Annotated in this window: 15 protein-coding genes; 8 read left to right on the forward strand and 7 right to left on the reverse strand. The window is 57.2% G+C overall.

What is annotated here, in order from left to right; all coding sequences use genetic code 11:
- Positions 1-47: 47 nt before the first annotated feature.
- The 5 genes from C7476_RS03255 to C7476_RS03275 are packed head-to-tail and all read right to left on the reverse strand — an operon-like array spanning position 48 to position 4,274.
- A complete protein-coding gene (locus tag C7476_RS03255; RefSeq protein ID WP_114428433.1) occupies positions 48-887 on the reverse strand; it encodes an oxidoreductase in 840 nt (279 codons plus the stop codon).
- Between the two features lie 33 nt (positions 888-920).
- Positions 921-1,430, reverse strand: a complete 510-nt coding sequence (locus C7476_RS03260; RefSeq protein WP_114428434.1) for a cytochrome P460 family protein — start codon at positions 1,428-1,430, stop codon at positions 921-923.
- Positions 1,427-2,506 (reverse strand): alpha/beta fold hydrolase, encoded by a 1,080-nt coding sequence (locus C7476_RS03265; RefSeq protein WP_114428435.1) that lies wholly within the window; start codon positions 2,504-2,506, stop codon positions 1,427-1,429. Before C7476_RS03265 ends, C7476_RS03260 begins: the two co-directional genes overlap by 4 nt.
- A 24-nt stretch (positions 2,507-2,530) precedes the next feature.
- Positions 2,531-2,971 (reverse strand): organic hydroperoxide resistance protein, encoded by a 441-nt coding sequence (locus tag C7476_RS03270; protein ID WP_114428560.1) that lies wholly within the window; start codon positions 2,969-2,971, stop codon positions 2,531-2,533.
- A 28-nt stretch (positions 2,972-2,999) separates the two neighbouring features.
- Positions 3,000-4,274, reverse strand: a complete 1,275-nt coding sequence (locus tag C7476_RS03275; RefSeq protein ID WP_114428436.1) for an epoxide hydrolase family protein — start codon at positions 4,272-4,274, stop codon at positions 3,000-3,002.
- Positions 4,275-4,464: 190 nt separating this feature from the next.
- Here C7476_RS03275 and C7476_RS03280 point away from each other — a divergent pair, with 190 nt between their 5' ends.
- The 3 genes from C7476_RS03280 (at position 4,465) to C7476_RS03290 (ending at position 9,118) form a co-directional block, all read left to right on the forward strand.
- On the forward strand, positions 4,465-7,317 hold the full coding sequence (locus C7476_RS03280; RefSeq protein WP_114428561.1) for an ATP-binding protein: 2,853 nt from the start codon (positions 4,465-4,467) through the stop codon (positions 7,315-7,317).
- Positions 7,318-7,469: 152 nt separating this feature from the next.
- On the forward strand, positions 7,470-8,114 hold the full coding sequence (locus C7476_RS03285) for a DUF47 domain-containing protein (protein ID WP_114428437.1): 645 nt from the start codon (positions 7,470-7,472) through the stop codon (positions 8,112-8,114).
- Entirely contained in the window at positions 8,114-9,118 is a 1,005-nt protein-coding gene (locus tag C7476_RS03290; protein ID WP_114428438.1) for an inorganic phosphate transporter, read from the forward strand. Before C7476_RS03285 ends, C7476_RS03290 begins: the two co-directional genes overlap by 1 nt.
- Positions 9,119-9,204: 86 nt before the next feature.
- On the opposite strand, the gene C7476_RS03295 is transcribed toward C7476_RS03290, so the two are convergent.
- Complete coding sequence (locus C7476_RS03295) at positions 9,205-10,224, reverse strand: LacI family DNA-binding transcriptional regulator (protein ID WP_114428562.1); 1,020 nt, start codon at positions 10,222-10,224, stop codon at positions 9,205-9,207.
- A 181-nt stretch (positions 10,225-10,405) separates the two neighbouring features.
- On the opposite strand from C7476_RS03295, the gene C7476_RS03300 reads away from it, so the two are divergent.
- From C7476_RS03300 to C7476_RS03315, 4 genes are all read left to right on the forward strand, one after another.
- Positions 10,406-11,434, forward strand: coding sequence for an ABC transporter substrate-binding protein (locus C7476_RS03300; RefSeq protein ID WP_114428439.1), 1,029 nt, complete (start codon positions 10,406-10,408; stop codon positions 11,432-11,434).
- Positions 11,435-11,525: 91 nt separating this feature from the next.
- Positions 11,526-13,754, forward strand: coding sequence for an ABC transporter permease (locus C7476_RS03305; RefSeq protein WP_114428440.1), 2,229 nt, complete (start codon positions 11,526-11,528; stop codon positions 13,752-13,754).
- Positions 13,751-14,812 (forward strand): ABC transporter ATP-binding protein, encoded by a 1,062-nt coding sequence (locus C7476_RS03310; RefSeq protein ID WP_114428441.1) that lies wholly within the window; start codon positions 13,751-13,753, stop codon positions 14,810-14,812. Before C7476_RS03305 ends, C7476_RS03310 begins: the two co-directional genes overlap by 4 nt.
- Before the next feature lie 28 nt (positions 14,813-14,840).
- Positions 14,841-15,641: an inositol monophosphatase family protein gene (locus C7476_RS03315; protein ID WP_114428442.1), complete on the forward strand. Its 801-nt coding sequence runs from the start codon at positions 14,841-14,843 to the stop codon at positions 15,639-15,641.
- Positions 15,642-15,693: 52 nt separating this feature from the next.
- Here C7476_RS03315 and C7476_RS03320 read toward each other — a convergent pair whose 3' ends face one another.
- Positions 15,694-16,140, reverse strand: coding sequence for a helix-turn-helix domain-containing protein (locus tag C7476_RS03320; protein WP_114428443.1), 447 nt, complete (start codon positions 16,138-16,140; stop codon positions 15,694-15,696).
- Between the two features lie 71 nt (positions 16,141-16,211).
- Here C7476_RS03320 and C7476_RS03325 point away from each other — a divergent pair, with 71 nt between their 5' ends.
- A complete protein-coding gene (locus tag C7476_RS03325) occupies positions 16,212-17,408 on the forward strand; it encodes an MFS transporter (protein ID WP_114428444.1) in 1,197 nt (398 codons plus the stop codon).
- Positions 17,409-17,664: the final 256 nt, after the last annotated feature.

Raw genomic sequence — 17,664 nt, forward strand, 5'->3', positions numbered from 1 at the left:
TATTTACAGTGCCGCTCAAGTTTACTTACGCTCAAGTCGGTGGTGAATCAGACTTGGGCCCGCGGATAGTCGGTGGATACACTAAGGGCCCGCCAGTGTTCCAGTTCTTCCAGCTTTGCCCGATCAGCCTGCTCGATGGCTGCCAGTGCATCGCTTCCAAGCGGCAGCCGCAACGGCGGCTTACCCATTGCGGCGACCTCAAGTATGACCTGGGCGGCGCGTGCTGGATCGCCTGGCTGCCGCCCGTTCAATTCACGCTGCATGCTCGCCGCTCGACCGACGACTGCTTCGTATTCGGGGCGCCCTTCACTCAGTTGGGTCGAAGATCCCGCGAAGTCGGTGCGGAAACCGCCGGGCTCGATGATGGTGACCTTGACGCCTATCAACTCCATCTCCCGGGCGAGAACTTCAGAGAAGCCCTCGACACCCCATTTGGCGGCGGAGTAGGATGCACGGCCCGGAGCGCCGATCCGGCCACCCACTGACGAGAATTGGATGATATGGCCGGCATGCTGTTTTCTCATTAAAGGAATAGCCGCTTTGGTAACGATGATCGTTCCGAACAAGTTGGTTTCGATTTGCCTGCGAAAGTCATCGAGGTCGGTGTCTTCGACAGAATTGATGTTGCCGTATCCGGCATTGTTCACGAGGACATCGATCCCGCCGAAGTTATCGATGGCGATGCGCATGGCGGCCTCCGCGGCGACTGGATCCGTCACATCGAGCGCGGCAGTTCTGACCGCATCTCCATAGCGCTCCTCAAGATCAGACAGCCGTGCGGGTTCCCGCGCGCTGGCGACAAGACGATGACCGGCGTTAAGCACGGCTTCTGACAGGGCCCGACCGAGACCGCGCGAGCTGCCGGTTATGAACCACCGTTGCGACATGAAATCCTTCTCCTCAGGTAAAGTCCGGCCTGACTAGGGTGCAAGCCGCGTAAAGACAAAGTCGTGATCTTTTACGAGCGCCTCATGGCAGGCGAAACAGGTTTCATGCTGGGCTGAGTCGACGGGTTTGCCGTCCACAAACCGGCCAAATCCCCAGCCGCCGGTGGCCGGGTATTTCTTTGAATCTTTCACCATGATCTGGACAGTCGTCGCAGCACCGGGAATGGAGGCTGGTGCGAATTCGGGCGACTGAACATGCTTCCAGGCGAGCTTCGTCAGGATGGTTCCGTCGGGGAAAGGAAGTTTCCCCTCGCGATAGGCATTTACCGCAATCGCATTCCCGAGTACCGCCCGAAGCTCATTGAGGGGTTCGCCTTCCTGTGCTGGCGCGATCAGCTCCCATTGCCGATAGCCTTCGGGAATAGTGACGCCGTAGATCGGAGACGCTATCCGCGCATCCGGATCACCGTCTGCTGCGGCCGCAACTGCCGCGATTCCTGACCCCACTACGACGGCAAGAAACGCCAAATGACCAGCTTTCATGGGGCAGTCTCCTCAAAACCGTCGACGTCGATGATAGCCTCGGCGAAAGGGTGGGGCGCTTCTTGAGGCAGATTGTGGCCGATGCCACCTGTTATTACGCGGTGTTCATATTTGCCGGAAAACTTCTTGAAATAGATGCTGGCGTCGGGATGCGGAGCTCCATTGGCGTCGCCTTCTAGGGTTATGGTTGGCACCGTGATGATTGGACCCCGGGCCAGCTGCTTTTCAAGATCGTCATACTTGGACTCGCCTTCAGCCAGGCCAAGCCGCCAGCGATAATTATGCACTACGATGGCGACATGATCCGGATTGTCAAAGGCAGCGGCGCTGCGATCAAAGATGGCATCGTCGAACTTCCACTGCGGCGATGCGAGCCGCCAGATAAGCTTGGCAAAATCCCGCGTGTATTTCTCGTAACCGTCCCTGCCTCGCTCGGTGGCAAAGTAGAACTGATACCACCATGCGAGCTCGGCTTCGGGCGGCAGCGGGATCTTGTTGGCCTCCTGGCTCCCGATGAGATAACCGCTGACGGAGACCATGGCCTTGCAGCGCTCGGGCCAGAGCGCCGCCACGATGTTGGCCGTCCTTGCACCCCAATCAAAACCGCCGATCACCGCTTTTTTAATCGCGAGTGCGTCCATCAAGGCGATGATATCGGCGGCGATCACCGCTTGCTGGCCGTTCCGGACCGTTTCAGCCGATAGAAAGTGTGTGGTGCCATGGCCGCGCAAGTGGGGGACGATGACCCGGTATCCAGCCGACGCCAGAATTTCAGCGACATCGACGTAGCTGTGGATGTCGTATGGCCAGCCGTGCAGAAGAATGACCGGAGACCCGTCGGCGGGGCCGTCTTCGGAATACCCTACGTTCAAGTCACCGGCCTCGATCTGTTTCAGCGAGCGGAAAGATGTGCGCGGCGGAGGGACGGTTGCTGAGAGCTTCCGCGGTGTCTTCTCGGTCTGGGCGGTTGCAGTCCCGGTGATGGCGAGTTCGGCAATGGCAAAAGCTGCGGCCGTTGTCCCAAGAAAGCGTCGGCGAGTGTGATCGATAGGTTCATAGGTTTTTCTGGTGGCCATATCTGGATTTCCTTCAAGTATGTATCAGGCTTGATTGGGGGTAATTTTGACCAGATTGATTGCGACATCGATGTTGCCGCGCGTAGCCTTGGAATACGGGCACGTCTGATGGGCGGCATTCAGCAAGGCGCGGGCGACGTCGTCCTCGATGCCAGGCAGGATGACGTTCAGGCGGACACGGAGAAAATATGCGCCGCCCGAGACATTCAAATCCACCTCGGCCTCAACCGCCAGGTCTGCCGGAAGTGCGATCTTCGTCCGCTTGGCTTCAATCTGAATCGCCCCTTCGAAACAAGCCGACCAGCCGGCGGCAAACAGCTGTTCGGGATTGGTGCCGCTGCCTGGGATACCGGGAACCGAAAGCCTGATGTCCAGCCGGCCATCAGAACTGCGGGACTTGCCGTTTTCACGCCCGCCGGTAGTGCGGACCTTGGCGGTATAGAGTAGCGTCGCATGCTCGTTCATCATATGATTTCCTCAGAGATACCGGTCATCAGCGCAGCGACCTGAACGCGTTCCGCACCTCTTCGGTGAAGAGCCGTGGTTGCTCCCAAGCGGCAAAATGACCGCCGTCCTCGACCTCGTTGAAATAGATCAGGTTGTGGTAACAACGCTCAGCCCAAGTCCGCGGCGCGCAATAAATCTCACCGGGAAATACGCTCACGGCCACAGGCATCGTTGCTATGTCGACGGCGTTGAAATTGTTGGAATGGTCTTCCCAATAGATTTGCGCGGCTGAGGCTCCGGTACCAGTCAGCCAATAAAGCGAGATGTCATCGAGCATTTCGTCGCGGGTTAAGACATTCTCCGGATCCCCGTCGCTGTATGTCCATGTAGCGAATTTCTCATAGATCCATGCAGCGAGGCCGGCGGGTGAATCCACCAGCGAATAACCGATCGTCTGCGGCCGCGTCACCATCATGGCCGCATAGCCGGAGCTGTCTTTGTAGAAGGTATCAAGCGCCTTGAAAGCTGCTTTTTCCTTGTCAGTCAGATTATCCGGGGCCGGTCCGCCTGCGGTAAGGATGGACGCAATTTCTTTTGGGACAGTCCCGGGCATATTGACGTGAATGCCAATTAGCCCGGCGACATTCTGCAACGCCATGCGGTGCGAGATGACGGAGCCGCAGTCACCGCCCTGTGACACGTAGCGGTCATATCCCAATCGCTGCATGAGCATTCCCCATGCCCGGCCGATATGATCCGAGCCCCAACCCGTCGCAGTTGGTTTTCCGGAAAAGCCGAAGCCGGGGATCGAGGGCACGACAAGATGGAATGCGTCGTCGGCGCTGCCGCCATGCGCTGTTGGGTCAGTGAGTGGCTCGATCACCTTGATCATCTCCAGGATCGACCCGGGCCAGCCGTGCGTCATGATCATCGGCAGGGCGTTCTCATGCGGGGAACGGACGTGGATGAAATGAATATCGAGGCCATCGATTTCGGTCACGAACATGGGGAGGGCGTTGAGCTTCGCCTCAATCTTCCGCCAGTCGTAGTCCGTTGCCCAGTAGTGCAGCATCTCCTGAAGCTTGGCGAGTTGCACGCCTTGGGACTGGTCAATGACGGTCTCCCGGGCAGGTAAGCGTGTCATCACCAGTCGCTGGCGCAGATCGGCAAGCGCCTGGTCCGGTACGTGAACCCGGAAAGGACGGATCGCATCGTTCTTGACCGCTGCGCGCACGCGGGCCGGAAGTATGCTCAGGGCCCCCGCGGCAGCTGAGCCGATCAAAAAACGACGCCGCGTCGGCAATAGTGATGATACGGGCATGACGATACTCCTCAAAAAGCGATTTCTGTGAAAACATTTAGATCGGGGCCACAGGAAACGCCCGTTATGCGCTGTTATGTTCTGTTAGCTGCTGCGAGCAGCAGCATTCCGGATGATCCTGAATTCCGACGCTTCGGCGCGGATGTCCTGTGAACCATGGGGCGATGAGTTGTTGGCTGTGAGGGATGGCATGAGAGACGAGACGGTGACGAGTGGGGATGAAATAATATTTGGCCCTTTCATCCTGGCCGCAAGGAAACGGCTTCTCACCAAAGACGGTGTCCCCGTCGAGCTTGGCGCGCGTGCCCTCGACATCCTGATCGCTTTGACCTCCCGGCCCAACGTAACTCTCAGTAAAAAAGACCTGTTAGCCCGCGCCTGGCCCGACGTCACGGTGGAGGAAGGCAGCCTGCGGTTTCATATGGCCAACCTGCGCAAAGCGCTGGCTGACGGAAAGGAGGGGGCTCGATATATCGCAACCCTGACAGGACGCGGCTACTGTTTCGTCGCATCGATTTCGCGTTCAAGCGATCAGAGCGCAATAGGCGGTGGGAGTTCCGATGATTTCACTCGTGCCAACCTGCCAAGCCGATTGAATCGAATGGTGGGGCGGGACGATGAGACGCGTACCCTGTCAGCTCAAGTGCTGGCTACGCGTTTTGTCACAATACTGGGAGCCGGCGGCGTCGGCAAAACCACCGTTGCAGTGGCCCTGGGACATGATCTGGCCGAAGCTTTCGCGGGTGCTGTCCATTTCATCGATCTTGGAGCGCTGAGCGACCCGGCCTTTGTGGCGACGACGGTAGCTTCCATATTGGGATTATCAGTGCAGTCTGATGACGTCATATCCAGTTTAAGTGCCTATTTGGCAGACAAGCGGGTCCTCCTGATCCTCGATACCTGCGAACATGTCATAGAGTCAGTCGCTGCATTGTCGTCCCGCATCTACACGGTTGCCCCACAGGTCCACATTTTGGCAACCAGTCGCGAAGCCATGAGAATCGAAGGGGAACACGTCCACAAACTGACAACGCTCACCTGCCCACCGGACGATCCGGGGCTCACCGCAGCCGTTGCCGAAACGTTCGCTGCAACCCAGTTGTTTGTGGAGAGGGCGAATTCCAGCGGTGCCCGGCTCGAGCTCAGCGACGAGGATGCAGCAATCGTAGCAAGTATCTGTCGGAAGCTCGATGGAGTTCCGCTGGCGATTGAACTAGCCGCTGCGCGGGTTGGCGGCCTTGGTCTCGAAAAAACGGCCGCGCTTCTCGATCATCGCCTGACATTGTGGTGGCAGGGACAGCGCACCGCACCTCAGCGCCAGCAGACGTTACAGGCCACCATCGAATGGAGTTATCAGCTCCTCTCCCAAATGGAGCGTACGGTGCTTCACCGCCTTGCCGTGTTCGTCGGGCATTTTTCAATTGAGGCTGCCTTGGCGGTTGTGACAAGTCCGATGATCGATGAAACCCTCGTTTTTGGTATTGTCGATAGCCTTGTGGCCAAGTCGATGGTCGCGACTGCGCCGGTTGGGGCCACAATGCGGTACCGTCTCCTGGACACAACGCGGGCCTACGCCCTCGAAGCGAGCACTGACGAGACAGAACTGTCTGACCTGACGGAACGCCACGCGACCTACTACCTTTTGTGGCTGGAGGAAACCGGGGCCGAGTGGCCGACTTTGGGTAGCGCGGCACAGCGGGCGCTGTATCTGGCTGGCCTTTCCAATGTGAGAGCGGCTCTCGAATCCTGTTTCGATGGTGACGGCATTGAAATCGGGATACGACTTGCCGTGGCGGCCGCTCCGGTTTTTCTGTCAATGTCTCTTCTTACCGAGTGTCATCGCTGGTCGGAGCGGGCGATTCTGGCCCTGGAAGGCACCGTTGGCCACGAACGGGATGAGATGCATCTTCATGCAGCCTCGGGAGTATCCTTGATGTTCACCCGAGGAGGAAAGGATGCGGCGCGAGTTGCTCTGAAACGGAGCTTCGCGATTGCCGAAGAATGCGGTGGCCCGCTTGATCAGCTCCAGGTGTTAGGCCCGCTTCAGATGTTCCACCTGCGCACGGGAGAATTTAAAGCCGCGCTAAACTATGCGCACCACTACTCGACTGTAGCCGGAATGCTTGACGACAGGGTCTCCATCACACTGGCTCATTCCTTGATGGGGATTTCCCTTCATCTTGGCGGACAGCTTGACGCAGCCCGCGCAGAGCTTGAGGCTGCATTGCAGCCTGGGCCGCCCTTTTCGCGTGCCACCATCTATCTTGGCTTCGACGGCAGAACTCTGGCGGGTGCTATCCTTGCGAGGAACCTGTGGCTGCAAGGGTATTCCGACCAGGCAGGGGAACTGGTTCGCCAGACTATCGCGGAAGCTGCAAACAAAGACCATCCGTTGACGCTATCCATAGCTTTGATATGGGCTGCTTCATTGTTGCTGTGGACAGGGGACCTCGAGGGTGCAGATCAATACGTCGATTGGCTCTTTTCTCGTGCCAGGCCGAATTCGCTCGGGCCGTATCTCGCTGTTGCACGTGGTTTGAAGGGGGAACTGGCGATACGTCGGGGCAAGGCAAATGCAGGTGTAGAAAGCCTGCAGGCGGCGCTGGACGAGCTTCACGCAGCACCATATGAACTTCTCACTACGCCCCTTAATATCGCTCTCGTTCACGGCCTTGCCGCTACGAACCGGTTTGCTGAAGCCTTCTCGCTCACAGAAACGACGATCGCATTGGTCGAGTCACGGGGCGATCTTTGCTATATGCCTGAGTTGTTACGCGTGAAGGGCAATCTTTCTCTGACAACTCCGCAAGCCAGCGTGGATGACGCGGAGCGGTGTTTCCAGTCATCAATACAACTAAGCCAAAGTCAGGGCGCGCGTGCGTGGGAACTGCGTGCCGGAACCGAATTGGCTCAGCTTTATGTCGACCGCGGCCAGACCGACCGCGCGCGAGCGTTGTTGCAGCCATTATGCCAACAGGCTGTCGAGGGTCTCGCCACTGCTGATGCAAGAGCGGCGAGCGACCTTTTGGCTACGCTGCGATAAAAGAGTACTTCTCTTCCGACACGGTATCGGTCTTTTCATCCGATCTTACTTAGCCGACTATACTCAGCAGTCCGGTTGAAATATCGGGCTTATCCAGCTATGACAGAATAAGCCGCCGCGGATCAGAATGTCACCAATGGGAACGTGTCGCCATGCTGAAATGGTTTCGCGCTTTATTACCACGTGAGGACCGTTTCTTTGATCTTTTTGCGCACCATTCGCGCGTTGTCGTAGAGGCAGCCAAATCTCTCAAAGCACTTCTCGCCGGTGAAGGCGAAATCGAACATCACTGCAATCGCATCATCGAACTTGAAAACGAAGCGGACGCGATCACGCGTGAAGTATTGCTAGCTGTGCGCCGCAGTTTCATTACACCATTCGACCGCGGCGACATCAAGGATCTGATCCAGTCGATGGACGATGCCATCGACATGATGCACAAGACAGTCAAGACAATACAGCTTTTCGAGCAAACAAGCTTTGATCCTCGCATGCGCGAAATGGGCGCGCTCATCGTTGAAGCTTCGGGTTTGATCGCAGAAGCAATTCCGCTTCTCAACCGCATGGGAACGCACTCTGCGCGTCTTGGTGCCATTGCCGAAGAAATCGTGCGCGTCGAAGGCCGCGCCGATGATCTGCACGATGAGGGATTGAAAGATCTGTTCCAACGCTATGGCAAATCCGATGCCATGGCTTACCTCATCGGCAGCGAGATTTACGGTGAACTGGAAAAGGTGGTCGACCGCTTCGAGGACGTTGCAGATGAAATTAGCGGCATCGTGATCGAGAACGTTTGATGGATACAGCGCTCAGCTTTCCCCTGCTGGCGAGTCTGATTGCGGTTGCCTTGTTCTTTGATTTTCTCAATGGCCTGCACGATGCGGCCAACTCAATCGCTACCATCGTTTCAACACGCGTGCTACGCCCGCAATATGCCGTGCTGTGGGCTGCATTTTTCAATTTTATCGCCTTCCTTTTCTTCGGTCTGCACGTTGCCGAGACATTGGGGACCGGAATTATCGATCCGACTATCGTTACACCCCGGCTGATCTTCGCCGCTCTCATGGGCGCGATTGTCTGGAACATCGTCACCTGGATATTCGGGATTCCGTCGAGTTCGTCGCACGCACTTGTCGGCGGTCTCGTCGGTGCCGGTCTGGTCAGGACAGGTTTTGACGCTATCGTCTGGACCGGGCTGTTAAAAACGGTCGGTGCAATCTTCATGTCACCAATGATCGGTTTTTTCTTGGCACTGATGCTCATTTTGATCGTATCCTGGATTTTCGTCCGGCAGTCCCCTTTTGCCGTCGACCGGACATTTCGTGGTTTGCAATTCATCTCCGCTTCGCTGTATTCGCTCGGCCATGGCGGCAATGATGCGCAGAAGACCATGGGAATCATTGCGGTGTTGCTGTTTTCGCAGGGTTATCTCGGAACCGAATTCAATGTGCCGTTCTGGGTCGTCATTGCCTGTCAGTCGGCGATGGCGCTTGGCACACTCTTCGGCGGCTGGCGTATCGTCCATACCATGGGATCTAAAATCACCAGGCTCAATCCGATGCAAGGCTTCTGTGCTGAAACCGGCGGCGCCCTGACGCTGTTCGCCGCAACATGGCTCGGCATTCCCGTCTCCACGACCCACACTATTACGGGAGCGATCATTGGTGTTGGCGCAGCGCGGCGCGTCTCGGCGGTGCGCTGGGGACTAGCTGGGAACATCGTCATTGCCTGGCTGATCACCATGCCGGCGGCCGCAATCATTTCAGCGTTCTTTTATGTCGTCGTCGGGTTTACCCTGTAATCGTTCTGCGGAATGACAGACCATTATACGGAGCGTCAAGGCCCTTGGTTGTAGCTGTTTATAAGACAGTGAAAACAGGATTCTTTTTAAGCCCAAGGTGTTTTGTTCCGGATGGATTTTCTCCAGATCAGCGGTGCGTGGAGATTGACGGATCGAATCTCATCATTGTCCGGCTCGCGTTGCAACCAGGCGACACTGCTCTTTACGATCTCGTCCACCGGCTGCGAGAATGTCGTCAAGGCATAGGACGTCCACGCCGACTGCTCGATATCGTCAAAGCCGACCACGCAGAGGTCTTCCGGTATGCGCAGCCCAAAATCGTGACGTGCGCCATCCATAAGTCCGAATGCCATTAGATCGTTCACGCAAAACACAGCATCCGGCGGCTTTCGTCCGGTGAACAGCGTCTGGGCGATCGTACGACCGCTGTCATAGACTGTGTTGCCGTGCCGCGTGACTGTCACCTCAAGTCCGAATTCTGCTGCGGCTGCAACGAAGCCCCGCTCTCGTGCCATCAGGCTTGGCGTTCCGACTTCGGAGTTGGCGAAGGCGAGATGGCGGCATCCCGCGCGCACAAATGCATTCACCGCCACCCGTGCCGCTTGGCCATCGTCGAGATTGATGCGGAAGGGCCCATCAATATCATCGTCGCGATTGATCAGCACGATGCGCTGGCCGCTATCGAGACAAAGCCTGGTGATTGCCTTGTCGGGTAGGCCGGAAAGCAAAATAGAGGCGTCGGCGCGGTAGTTCAGAGTCTGCCGGAGCGCCGCGTCCACACTGCGGTCCGAACGATCCGTATTGATAAGCATTGAGATCTTGCCGGCCTTCTGCAACTCATGTGTGAGGGCGCGCACGAGCCGGGCGCGGTAGGGCGTATCCAGCTCCGACACGACGAGGCAGACGATGCCACTCTCACTGCGCATCAGACCGCGGGCAAGTTGGTTGACGTGATAGCCAAGCGCTTGCGCGGCCTCCATGACCCGCTGGCGTGTTTCCTCCGAAACACTCGCGCCGGGCGTAAACGTGCGGGATACAGCCGAGCGCGAAACGCCCGCCCGCTTTGCCACGTCATCAGCGCTGACGAATGATTTGTTCAACTGCATGAATCCATAATTGTTCACGGCATCTTGCACGCGTTTGCGTGCTACTGCAACCACCAGACCGCTAATTTTATTGAAGGAACGCAATAGTCCGCTTGACAGGAAGACACGACGTGTGAAACTTTTGCACACGCTTGCAAAAAGCGTGCGGCATGGAGGTGCCGCTTTTTCAGGGAGGAAAATCATGCGTTCTGTATTCGCAATTGCAGCCGCTTTTGCTGTTGGTCTTCAAATGATGCCAACCGAGGCGCGCGCAGCGGACAATCTCAATCTGATCTGTTCGGCCGATGTCGTTATCTGTGAGTTGATGAAGGGCACGTTCGAGAAGGAGACGGGTATCCAGGTCAATATGGTCCGCCTGTCATCGGGCGAGACCTATGCCAAAATCCGCGCCGAGGCACGCAATCCGAAGACCGATATCTGGTGGGCAGGTACTGGTGATCCGCATTTGCAGGCCGCTTCCGAAGGGCTGACCCAGGAATATAAGTCACCTATGCTAGACCAGTTGCAGGATTGGGCGAAGAAGCAGGCCGAGAGCGCAGATTATAAGACCGTCGGCGTTTATGCGGGGGCGCTTGGCTGGGGCTATAACACCGAGATCGTCAAGAAAAAGGGCCTGAAGGAGGCCAAGTGCTGGGCTGACCTCGTCGATCCATCCTTCAAGGGCGAAATCCAGATCGCCAACCCGAATTCGTCCGGCACTGCCTATACCGCACTGGCTTCCCTGGTTCAGATCATGGGTGAAGACAAGGCTTTCGACTACCTGAAACAGCTGAACGCGAATGTATCGCAATATACAAAATCAGGTTCGGCGCCGGTTAAGGCAGCGGCGCGCGGCGAAACGGCGCTCGGTATCGTCTTCATGCACGATGCTGTTGCCCAGATTGCTGAAGGCTTCCCCGTCAAGGCCGTTGCTCCTTGCGAAGGTACCGGTTACGAAATCGGCTCGATGTCGATCATCAAGGGTGCGCGCAATCTCGACGCGGCCAAGAAATGGTATGACTGGGCTCTCTCCGCCGAAGTGCAGTCGCATATGAAGGACGCGAAGTCCTTCCAGCTGCCATCGAACAAATCTGCCACCGTTCCGCCTGAAGCTCCGAAATTCGAGGATATCAAGCTCATCGACTATGACTTCAAGACTTATGGCGACCCCTCCAAACGCAAGGAACTGCTTGATCGCTGGGACAAGGAGATTGGTGCAAGCGCCAACTGATCTAGCTTGTGTCTGACGCGATATGTCCGGATTGTTCCGGACATATCTCCAGCGCAAGTAACTTCTGCGATGAACGAGGGCGGGTGGCGTTATGGAACGTAGCGACCGGAGATTGAATATTGCGCTCGGCATCGGGCTCGCCGGGTTGAGCCTCGTGCCGTGGTACAGGATCGAAAGCGGTTTTTTCGGATTCGATTGGCTGGGCAACTTTCCGAACGGTTCTAACGAAGCGCCTGCTCTTCTGCAAATATTCGCACACGGCCGCTGGACACTTGCCGTCATCGCGCTGCTCTTCGCTGTGGGCCTATGCGCGCGGGCTTTCAAAGTCTCGTCGCTTCGTTCAAATTTGTTGATCGCGGCCGGCGCCGCTGGAATTGTTTTCCTTGTGCTGCAGGGGCTCGCTGTCGGGTTTACGGGCTGGACCTGGACGATGACTGAAGCGCTGTTCGGACCGCTTGCCGATGGCCAGCCTTCGATGGGTGCAGGCGCGGGGCTCGTGGCGCTTTCCTTCGTCCTGATGTTTTCCTTCGGACTTGCTGAGCGCGGCGTGCTGCGGGGCGATGCCTTCGTAGTCGCTTCAATCGCGTTACTCGTCTTCCTTGTCAGCATCTTTGTGTTCTACCCCGTGGGCAGCATGTTCATCGGTGCCTTCCAGAGTTTCGACGGCTCGTTCGATCCCTCCGGATTTGTCCGCAACATTCAGGATCCATCGATCTGGAGCCTGGATTGTCTTGTTGGGGGTAATCGCTGTGGTGTCGCCTGGCGCACGCTAATGCTGGCTATCCTTTCGGCGTTCGGCTCCACATTGCTCGGGCTCTGCTTCGCGCTGGTTGCCACCCGCACCCGTTTTCCATTCAAGAAGGGACTGCGGCTGCTGACGATCCTTCCGATCATCACGCCTCCCTTCGTCATTGGCCTCGCGCTCATTCTTCTCTTCGGCCGCGCCGGTGTCGTGACCCATCAGCTTTCCAACCTCTTCGGGATCGAGCCTGGCCGATGGCTCTATGGCCTGACCGGCATCTGGATTGCACAGGTCCTGTCTTTCACGCCGATCTCGTTTCTCGTGCTCATCGGCGTTGTCGAGGGTGTCAGCCCGTCGATGGAGGAAGCGTCGCAAACCCTGCGGGCGGATCGCTGGCGTACGTTCTGGAAAGTCTCGTTGCCTTTGATGAAGCCCGGTCTTGCCAATGCCTTTCTGATTGGCTTCATCGAGAGCATGGCGGATTTCGGTAACCCTCTGGTGCTCGGCGGTAGCCATGGGGTGCTCTCGACGGAAATCTTTTTTGCCGTTGTCGGCTCGCAGAACGATCCTTCGCGTGCCGCAGTACTGGCGATCATCCTTTTGTTTTTCACGCTCTCTGCCTTCCTTGCGCAGCGACTATGGTTGGCGGGCAAGAGCTTCGCGACCGTGACCGGCAAGGGCGATTCCGGTGCGCATATTGCCTTGCCGCGATCGCTGTCCATTGGCGTCCATGCCATCGTCATTCCCTGGATACTGTTCACGCTGGTCATCTACGGTATGATCCTGTTCGGCGGCTTTGTCCGCACATGGGGCCTCGACAACACCCTGACCTTCGAGCATTACCAGCGAGCATTCTCGTTCAGCTTCGAGAACGGCGCTATCGCCTGGACAGGTGTCGCGTGGAACTCATTCTGGACGACGATCAAGATCGCGCTGATTTCGGCACCGCTGACGGCTGCTGTCGGGTTGCTGACCGCCTACCTGATCGTCAGGCAGCGATTCGTCGGACGCAACATATTCGAGTTCGCACTGATGATGAGTTTTGCCATACCAGGCACTGTCATCGGTATCAGCTACATCATGGCATTCAACCTTCCGCCGCTGGAAATGACCGGCACGGCGCTGATCCTCATAGCCTGCTTTGTCTTCCGCAACATGCCGGTCGGCGTGCGCGGCGGCGTGGCGGCGATGAGCCAGCTCGACAAGAGTTTGGATGAGGCATCGCTGACCTTGCGGGCAACGAGCTTCCGGACAATCCGCAAGGTCATCCTGCCCTTGCTTCGTCCGGCGATCGTTGCTGCGCTGGTCTATTCGTTCGTCCGCGCCATCACATCGATCAGCGCTGTCATATTCCTGGTCAGTGCCGAATATAACATGGCAACTTCCTACATTGTCGGCCTTGTCGAGAACGGCGAATACGGCGTTGCCGTCGCGTACTCGTCAATGCTCATTGTCGTCATGATCGTTATCATTACCTGTTTCCAGCTGCTGGTGGGTGAACGGAGATTGCGCCGCGAGAATCGCGTTGCAACGGCCTTTATTCCGTCTGCCGCACCACAAGAGAAGGCCGCATCATGACCACTCATCACACCGGCTCTGTTGTTTTCACCAATGTCAAAAAGCAGTTCGGCACGTTTACGGCCATCCACGATCTGTCTCTGGACATCGAACCTGGCACACTTGTAACGCTGCTGGGCCCATCAGGCTGTGGCAAGACGACGACCCTGCGCATGCTCGCCGGGCTCGAGCATCCAACTGCAGGCCGCATTCTCATCGGCGGCAAGGATGTCACCATGCTTCCCGCCAACGAGCGGGATGTCTCAATGGTGTTCCAGTCCTACGCACTGTTCCCGCATATGTCAGTGCTGGAGAACGTCGCTTATGGACTTGAATCATCGAAGATGAAAAAGAATGAAGCGCGGGAACGGGCCGAAGAGGGCCTGAAACAGGTCGGTCTTGCCGGGTACGGCCGGAGGCTGCCTGCTGAACTCTCCGGCGGACAACAGCAGCGCGTTGCCGTGGCCAGAGCTCTGGTGCTCGAGCCGCAGGTGCTCTTGCTGGACGAACCCCTTTCCAATCTCGATGCGCGCCTGCGGCGCCGTGTGCGCACGGAAATCCGTGAACTGCAGCAGCGCCTGGGGTTTACTGCAGTCTATGTCACCCATGACCAGGAAGAGGCACTTGCAGTCTCGGACAAGATTATCGTCATGCAGGATGGCCTGATCGCCCAGCAGGGTTCGCCGCGCGATCTTTACGAAGCCCCGGCCTCATCGTTCATTGCCGACTTCATCGGCGAGGCGAACGTCCTGCCTTGCGAGGTCCTGCGTAGCGATGGGGGGCAGGCGATCATTCGAGTCGGAAAGCTGGAACATTCTGTGCCAGGCCGGAGCGCCCGCCCGGGACCGGCAAGGATCGCAGTCAGGCCCAATGCGATCACGCTCGAGGCGGCTGAGAGCGGGGCGTTTCCCGGTAGCATCAGGCATGCGGCCTATCTCGGGGATCATGTGGAATATGAAGTCGAGACGGAGGCGGGCACATTATTCGTCGTAGATCCGGCCATCGACAGAACGCTTCCACCGGCGACCAATGTCAGCATCGGCTTTCACCAGCGCGGCATCGCCATCATCAACAATTGAAATCTGCATTCATATCTAAGGAAAGAACATGACATCCGACGTCACCGTTGATCTTCAGGATCGCTTTGCCCTGGCCCAGAAGATGGCGATTGAGGCGGGGGCCGTGGCTCTTGCGCATTTCAACGCGCGCGAAAGGCTGGTTATTGAAACCAAGGCGGATCCCCACGACGTCGTTTCGATTGCCGACCGCGAAGTTGAAGACCTTATTCGGACCCGAATTGCGGCAGCTTTTCCAGGCGATGCGATCCTTGGCGAGGAGTATGGTGTCAGCTCGGGTACATCGGATTACACCTGGGTAGTCGATCCGATCGACGGCACAAGCCCATTCGTCAATGGCATGCCGACGTGGTGCATTTCCATTGCTGCCCTGCATGGGGAGGAAATAGCCATCGGGGTCATTTATGTGCCCTGCAACGACGAGCTTTACGCTTCCGCCGCCGGGATGGGAGCGACGCTCAACGGCAAGACCCTGAAGCTCGATGGAAGCCGAACAATCCGTAACGCCGTGACTGGTATCGGCGCCAACAATCATGTGACGCCAGCCGTCGTTGCATCAATTGTCGAAAAACTGCTCGACGCGGGCGGAAATTTCATCCGCAACGGGTCTGGTGCTCTGATGCTGGCCTATGTCGCCGCGGGTCGTCTTGTCGGCTATTACGAGCCTTATATGCACGCGTGGGATTGCATGGCTGGCTATTGTCTCGTCAAGGAAGCAGGCGGCTGGCATCATCCCTTCCCGATCAGGGGCGACGGCCTTACGAAAGGATCGCCGGTGCTTGCCGCCGCTAGTGGTGCTGTAAGCGATCTGCGGATAATCGCGGGACTCTAAGCTTGCCCGCTGAAGAACCAGCATTTGCGAATGATCTGTTCCTGGTGGCTGTCTAATTGCCAAACAGAGCCGCACCCTTTCTTTGCCTCTGCCTGCGCATGCGGGATTGATGCTTTGTCCCTACGCGCAACAATTTTTGAAAGGTAGAGCATTCCAGGTGTGAGGGGGCAGGGCAATCTGCCACATGACGCATCATAGCTGCCAAAGCCTTAATCTCTTGAGCCTTTTGATCCAGAGCATCGGCGCGGGCCCGTAGCTCCTCACGTGGGATTGCGATTTCCCTGTTGCGACCAAAAATCTTTGCGACATCACTTAACAGAAATCCTGCTGCGCGAGCCATATTGATCAACGCAAGCCGGTTGAGTACTTCCGGCTCATACTGGCGCCGCAATCCGTGTCTGCCTACTGAAGCGATAAGCCGCTGCTCCTCATAGTATCGCAGGGTCGAGGCAGGCAGGCCGCTTGCCATAGCCACCTCGGCTATATCCAGAAATTTCATGCTTGACCTCAAGTTAACTTGAATTCGTATCGTGGCAGCTGGTGATTAAAAACGCAACGGAGATGATGCGAATGCGACTAACCAATGAACTTGAAGATCGGCCAATCTGGCGCGACCCGCGCGCAATCGCTCTTATGATGGCGGCGTCTCTTACGGTGATGACGGCCGCCACAATTAGTCCCGCTTTGCCCGGCTTGGAAAGGCAATTTGCAGGCAATGAAACCAATGCGCTTCTTATCCGCCTATTGGTCCCGGCTCCGTCATTGGCAGTCGTCCTTGTTGCTCCTTGGTGTGGGGCTATTGCTGATCGATCAGGTCGACGACGGATGCTTTTGGCGGGGTTGATCTTGTTTATTATCTCCGGAAGCGCTGGGCTGGTCTTACCGACGTTGCCATTGATCATGGTCAGCAGGGTGTGCCTGGGTGTTGCGCTTGCCATGATCATGACAGCGCAATCGGCGCTAATCGGGGACTATTTCTCGGGCCGAACACTGCATGCTATCTCGAGCGGCCAGGTCTCTGCCCGGAATTTTGGCGGGTTTGTTTTCATTCTCGTCGCTGGCCTTCTTGCGACGGTCGAATCAAGGCTGCCCTTCGCAGTATATGTTCTGCCAGCACTCGCTTTGCCGTTTTTCTGGCGTGTAATTGTCGATCTACCGTCGAGCATGCCTGCTGAACAAAGTTCCACTACCTCCTCCTCTGGCAGGTTCCGGCCAGTCGTATATCTCCTCGCTTTCGGTCAGATGGTCATAACGACGCTGTTTTTCGTTATGCCGACCCAACTACCCTTCTTTCTATCAGGACAAGGTTATTCCTCTCCCGCGGTGACCGGAACTGCACTCGGCACACTCATGCTCGCGGGCGGGTGCGCGGCTCTTTGCTACCCTCATCTTCGCGAGGCGATTGGCCATGCTGGCAATTGGGCCTGTGGCTTTGGGTTAATGGCTACTGGGTTCGCGACCCTCGTGACAATTGAGGCGGGAACGGCGGTCTTTATCGGTTGCGCAGCCATTGGTGCAGGTTACGCGTTGGCCACACCAGGGTTTATAGCAATCTCCCTTGGCTTGACCCCTCCCAGCCGACGCGGAAAGACAGGAGCCCTGCTGACGGCATCGGTCTTTCTCGGCCAATTCCTATCGCCTCTTGTCAGCAGTCCCGCAATATCCGAATGGGGATGGCGCGTCAGCGGTATTGGACTTGCTGCAGTTCTGGGTACTTTAGCACTGATCTCGGGGTTGGCGTTCCGGCACTTGGTGCGCGAGGTATAGAAGCCTTCTTGGGTGATGCCCCGCAATCCAACATTCTGAGTGCTCCAAATCGCCAGGACGATCAGCAGAAGTTGCACGAGCACCATGGCGAACAAGAGCACGCGGTGCTGACGTCGCATCAGCCTGCGAAACTCGCCCGCATATAACATCTTGTGCTTCCAGCCGGTGGAAGCTTTACCATCGGGTGACGGAGTCGAAAAAGTAAGATGCGGATTTGGATTATTGCCCATGGCAGCCGTGCAAGACCGCCGGGAAT

Source organism: Phyllobacterium bourgognense (assembly GCF_003337575.1).
Taxonomy (GTDB): domain Bacteria; phylum Pseudomonadota; class Alphaproteobacteria; order Rhizobiales; family Rhizobiaceae; genus Phyllobacterium; species Phyllobacterium bourgognense.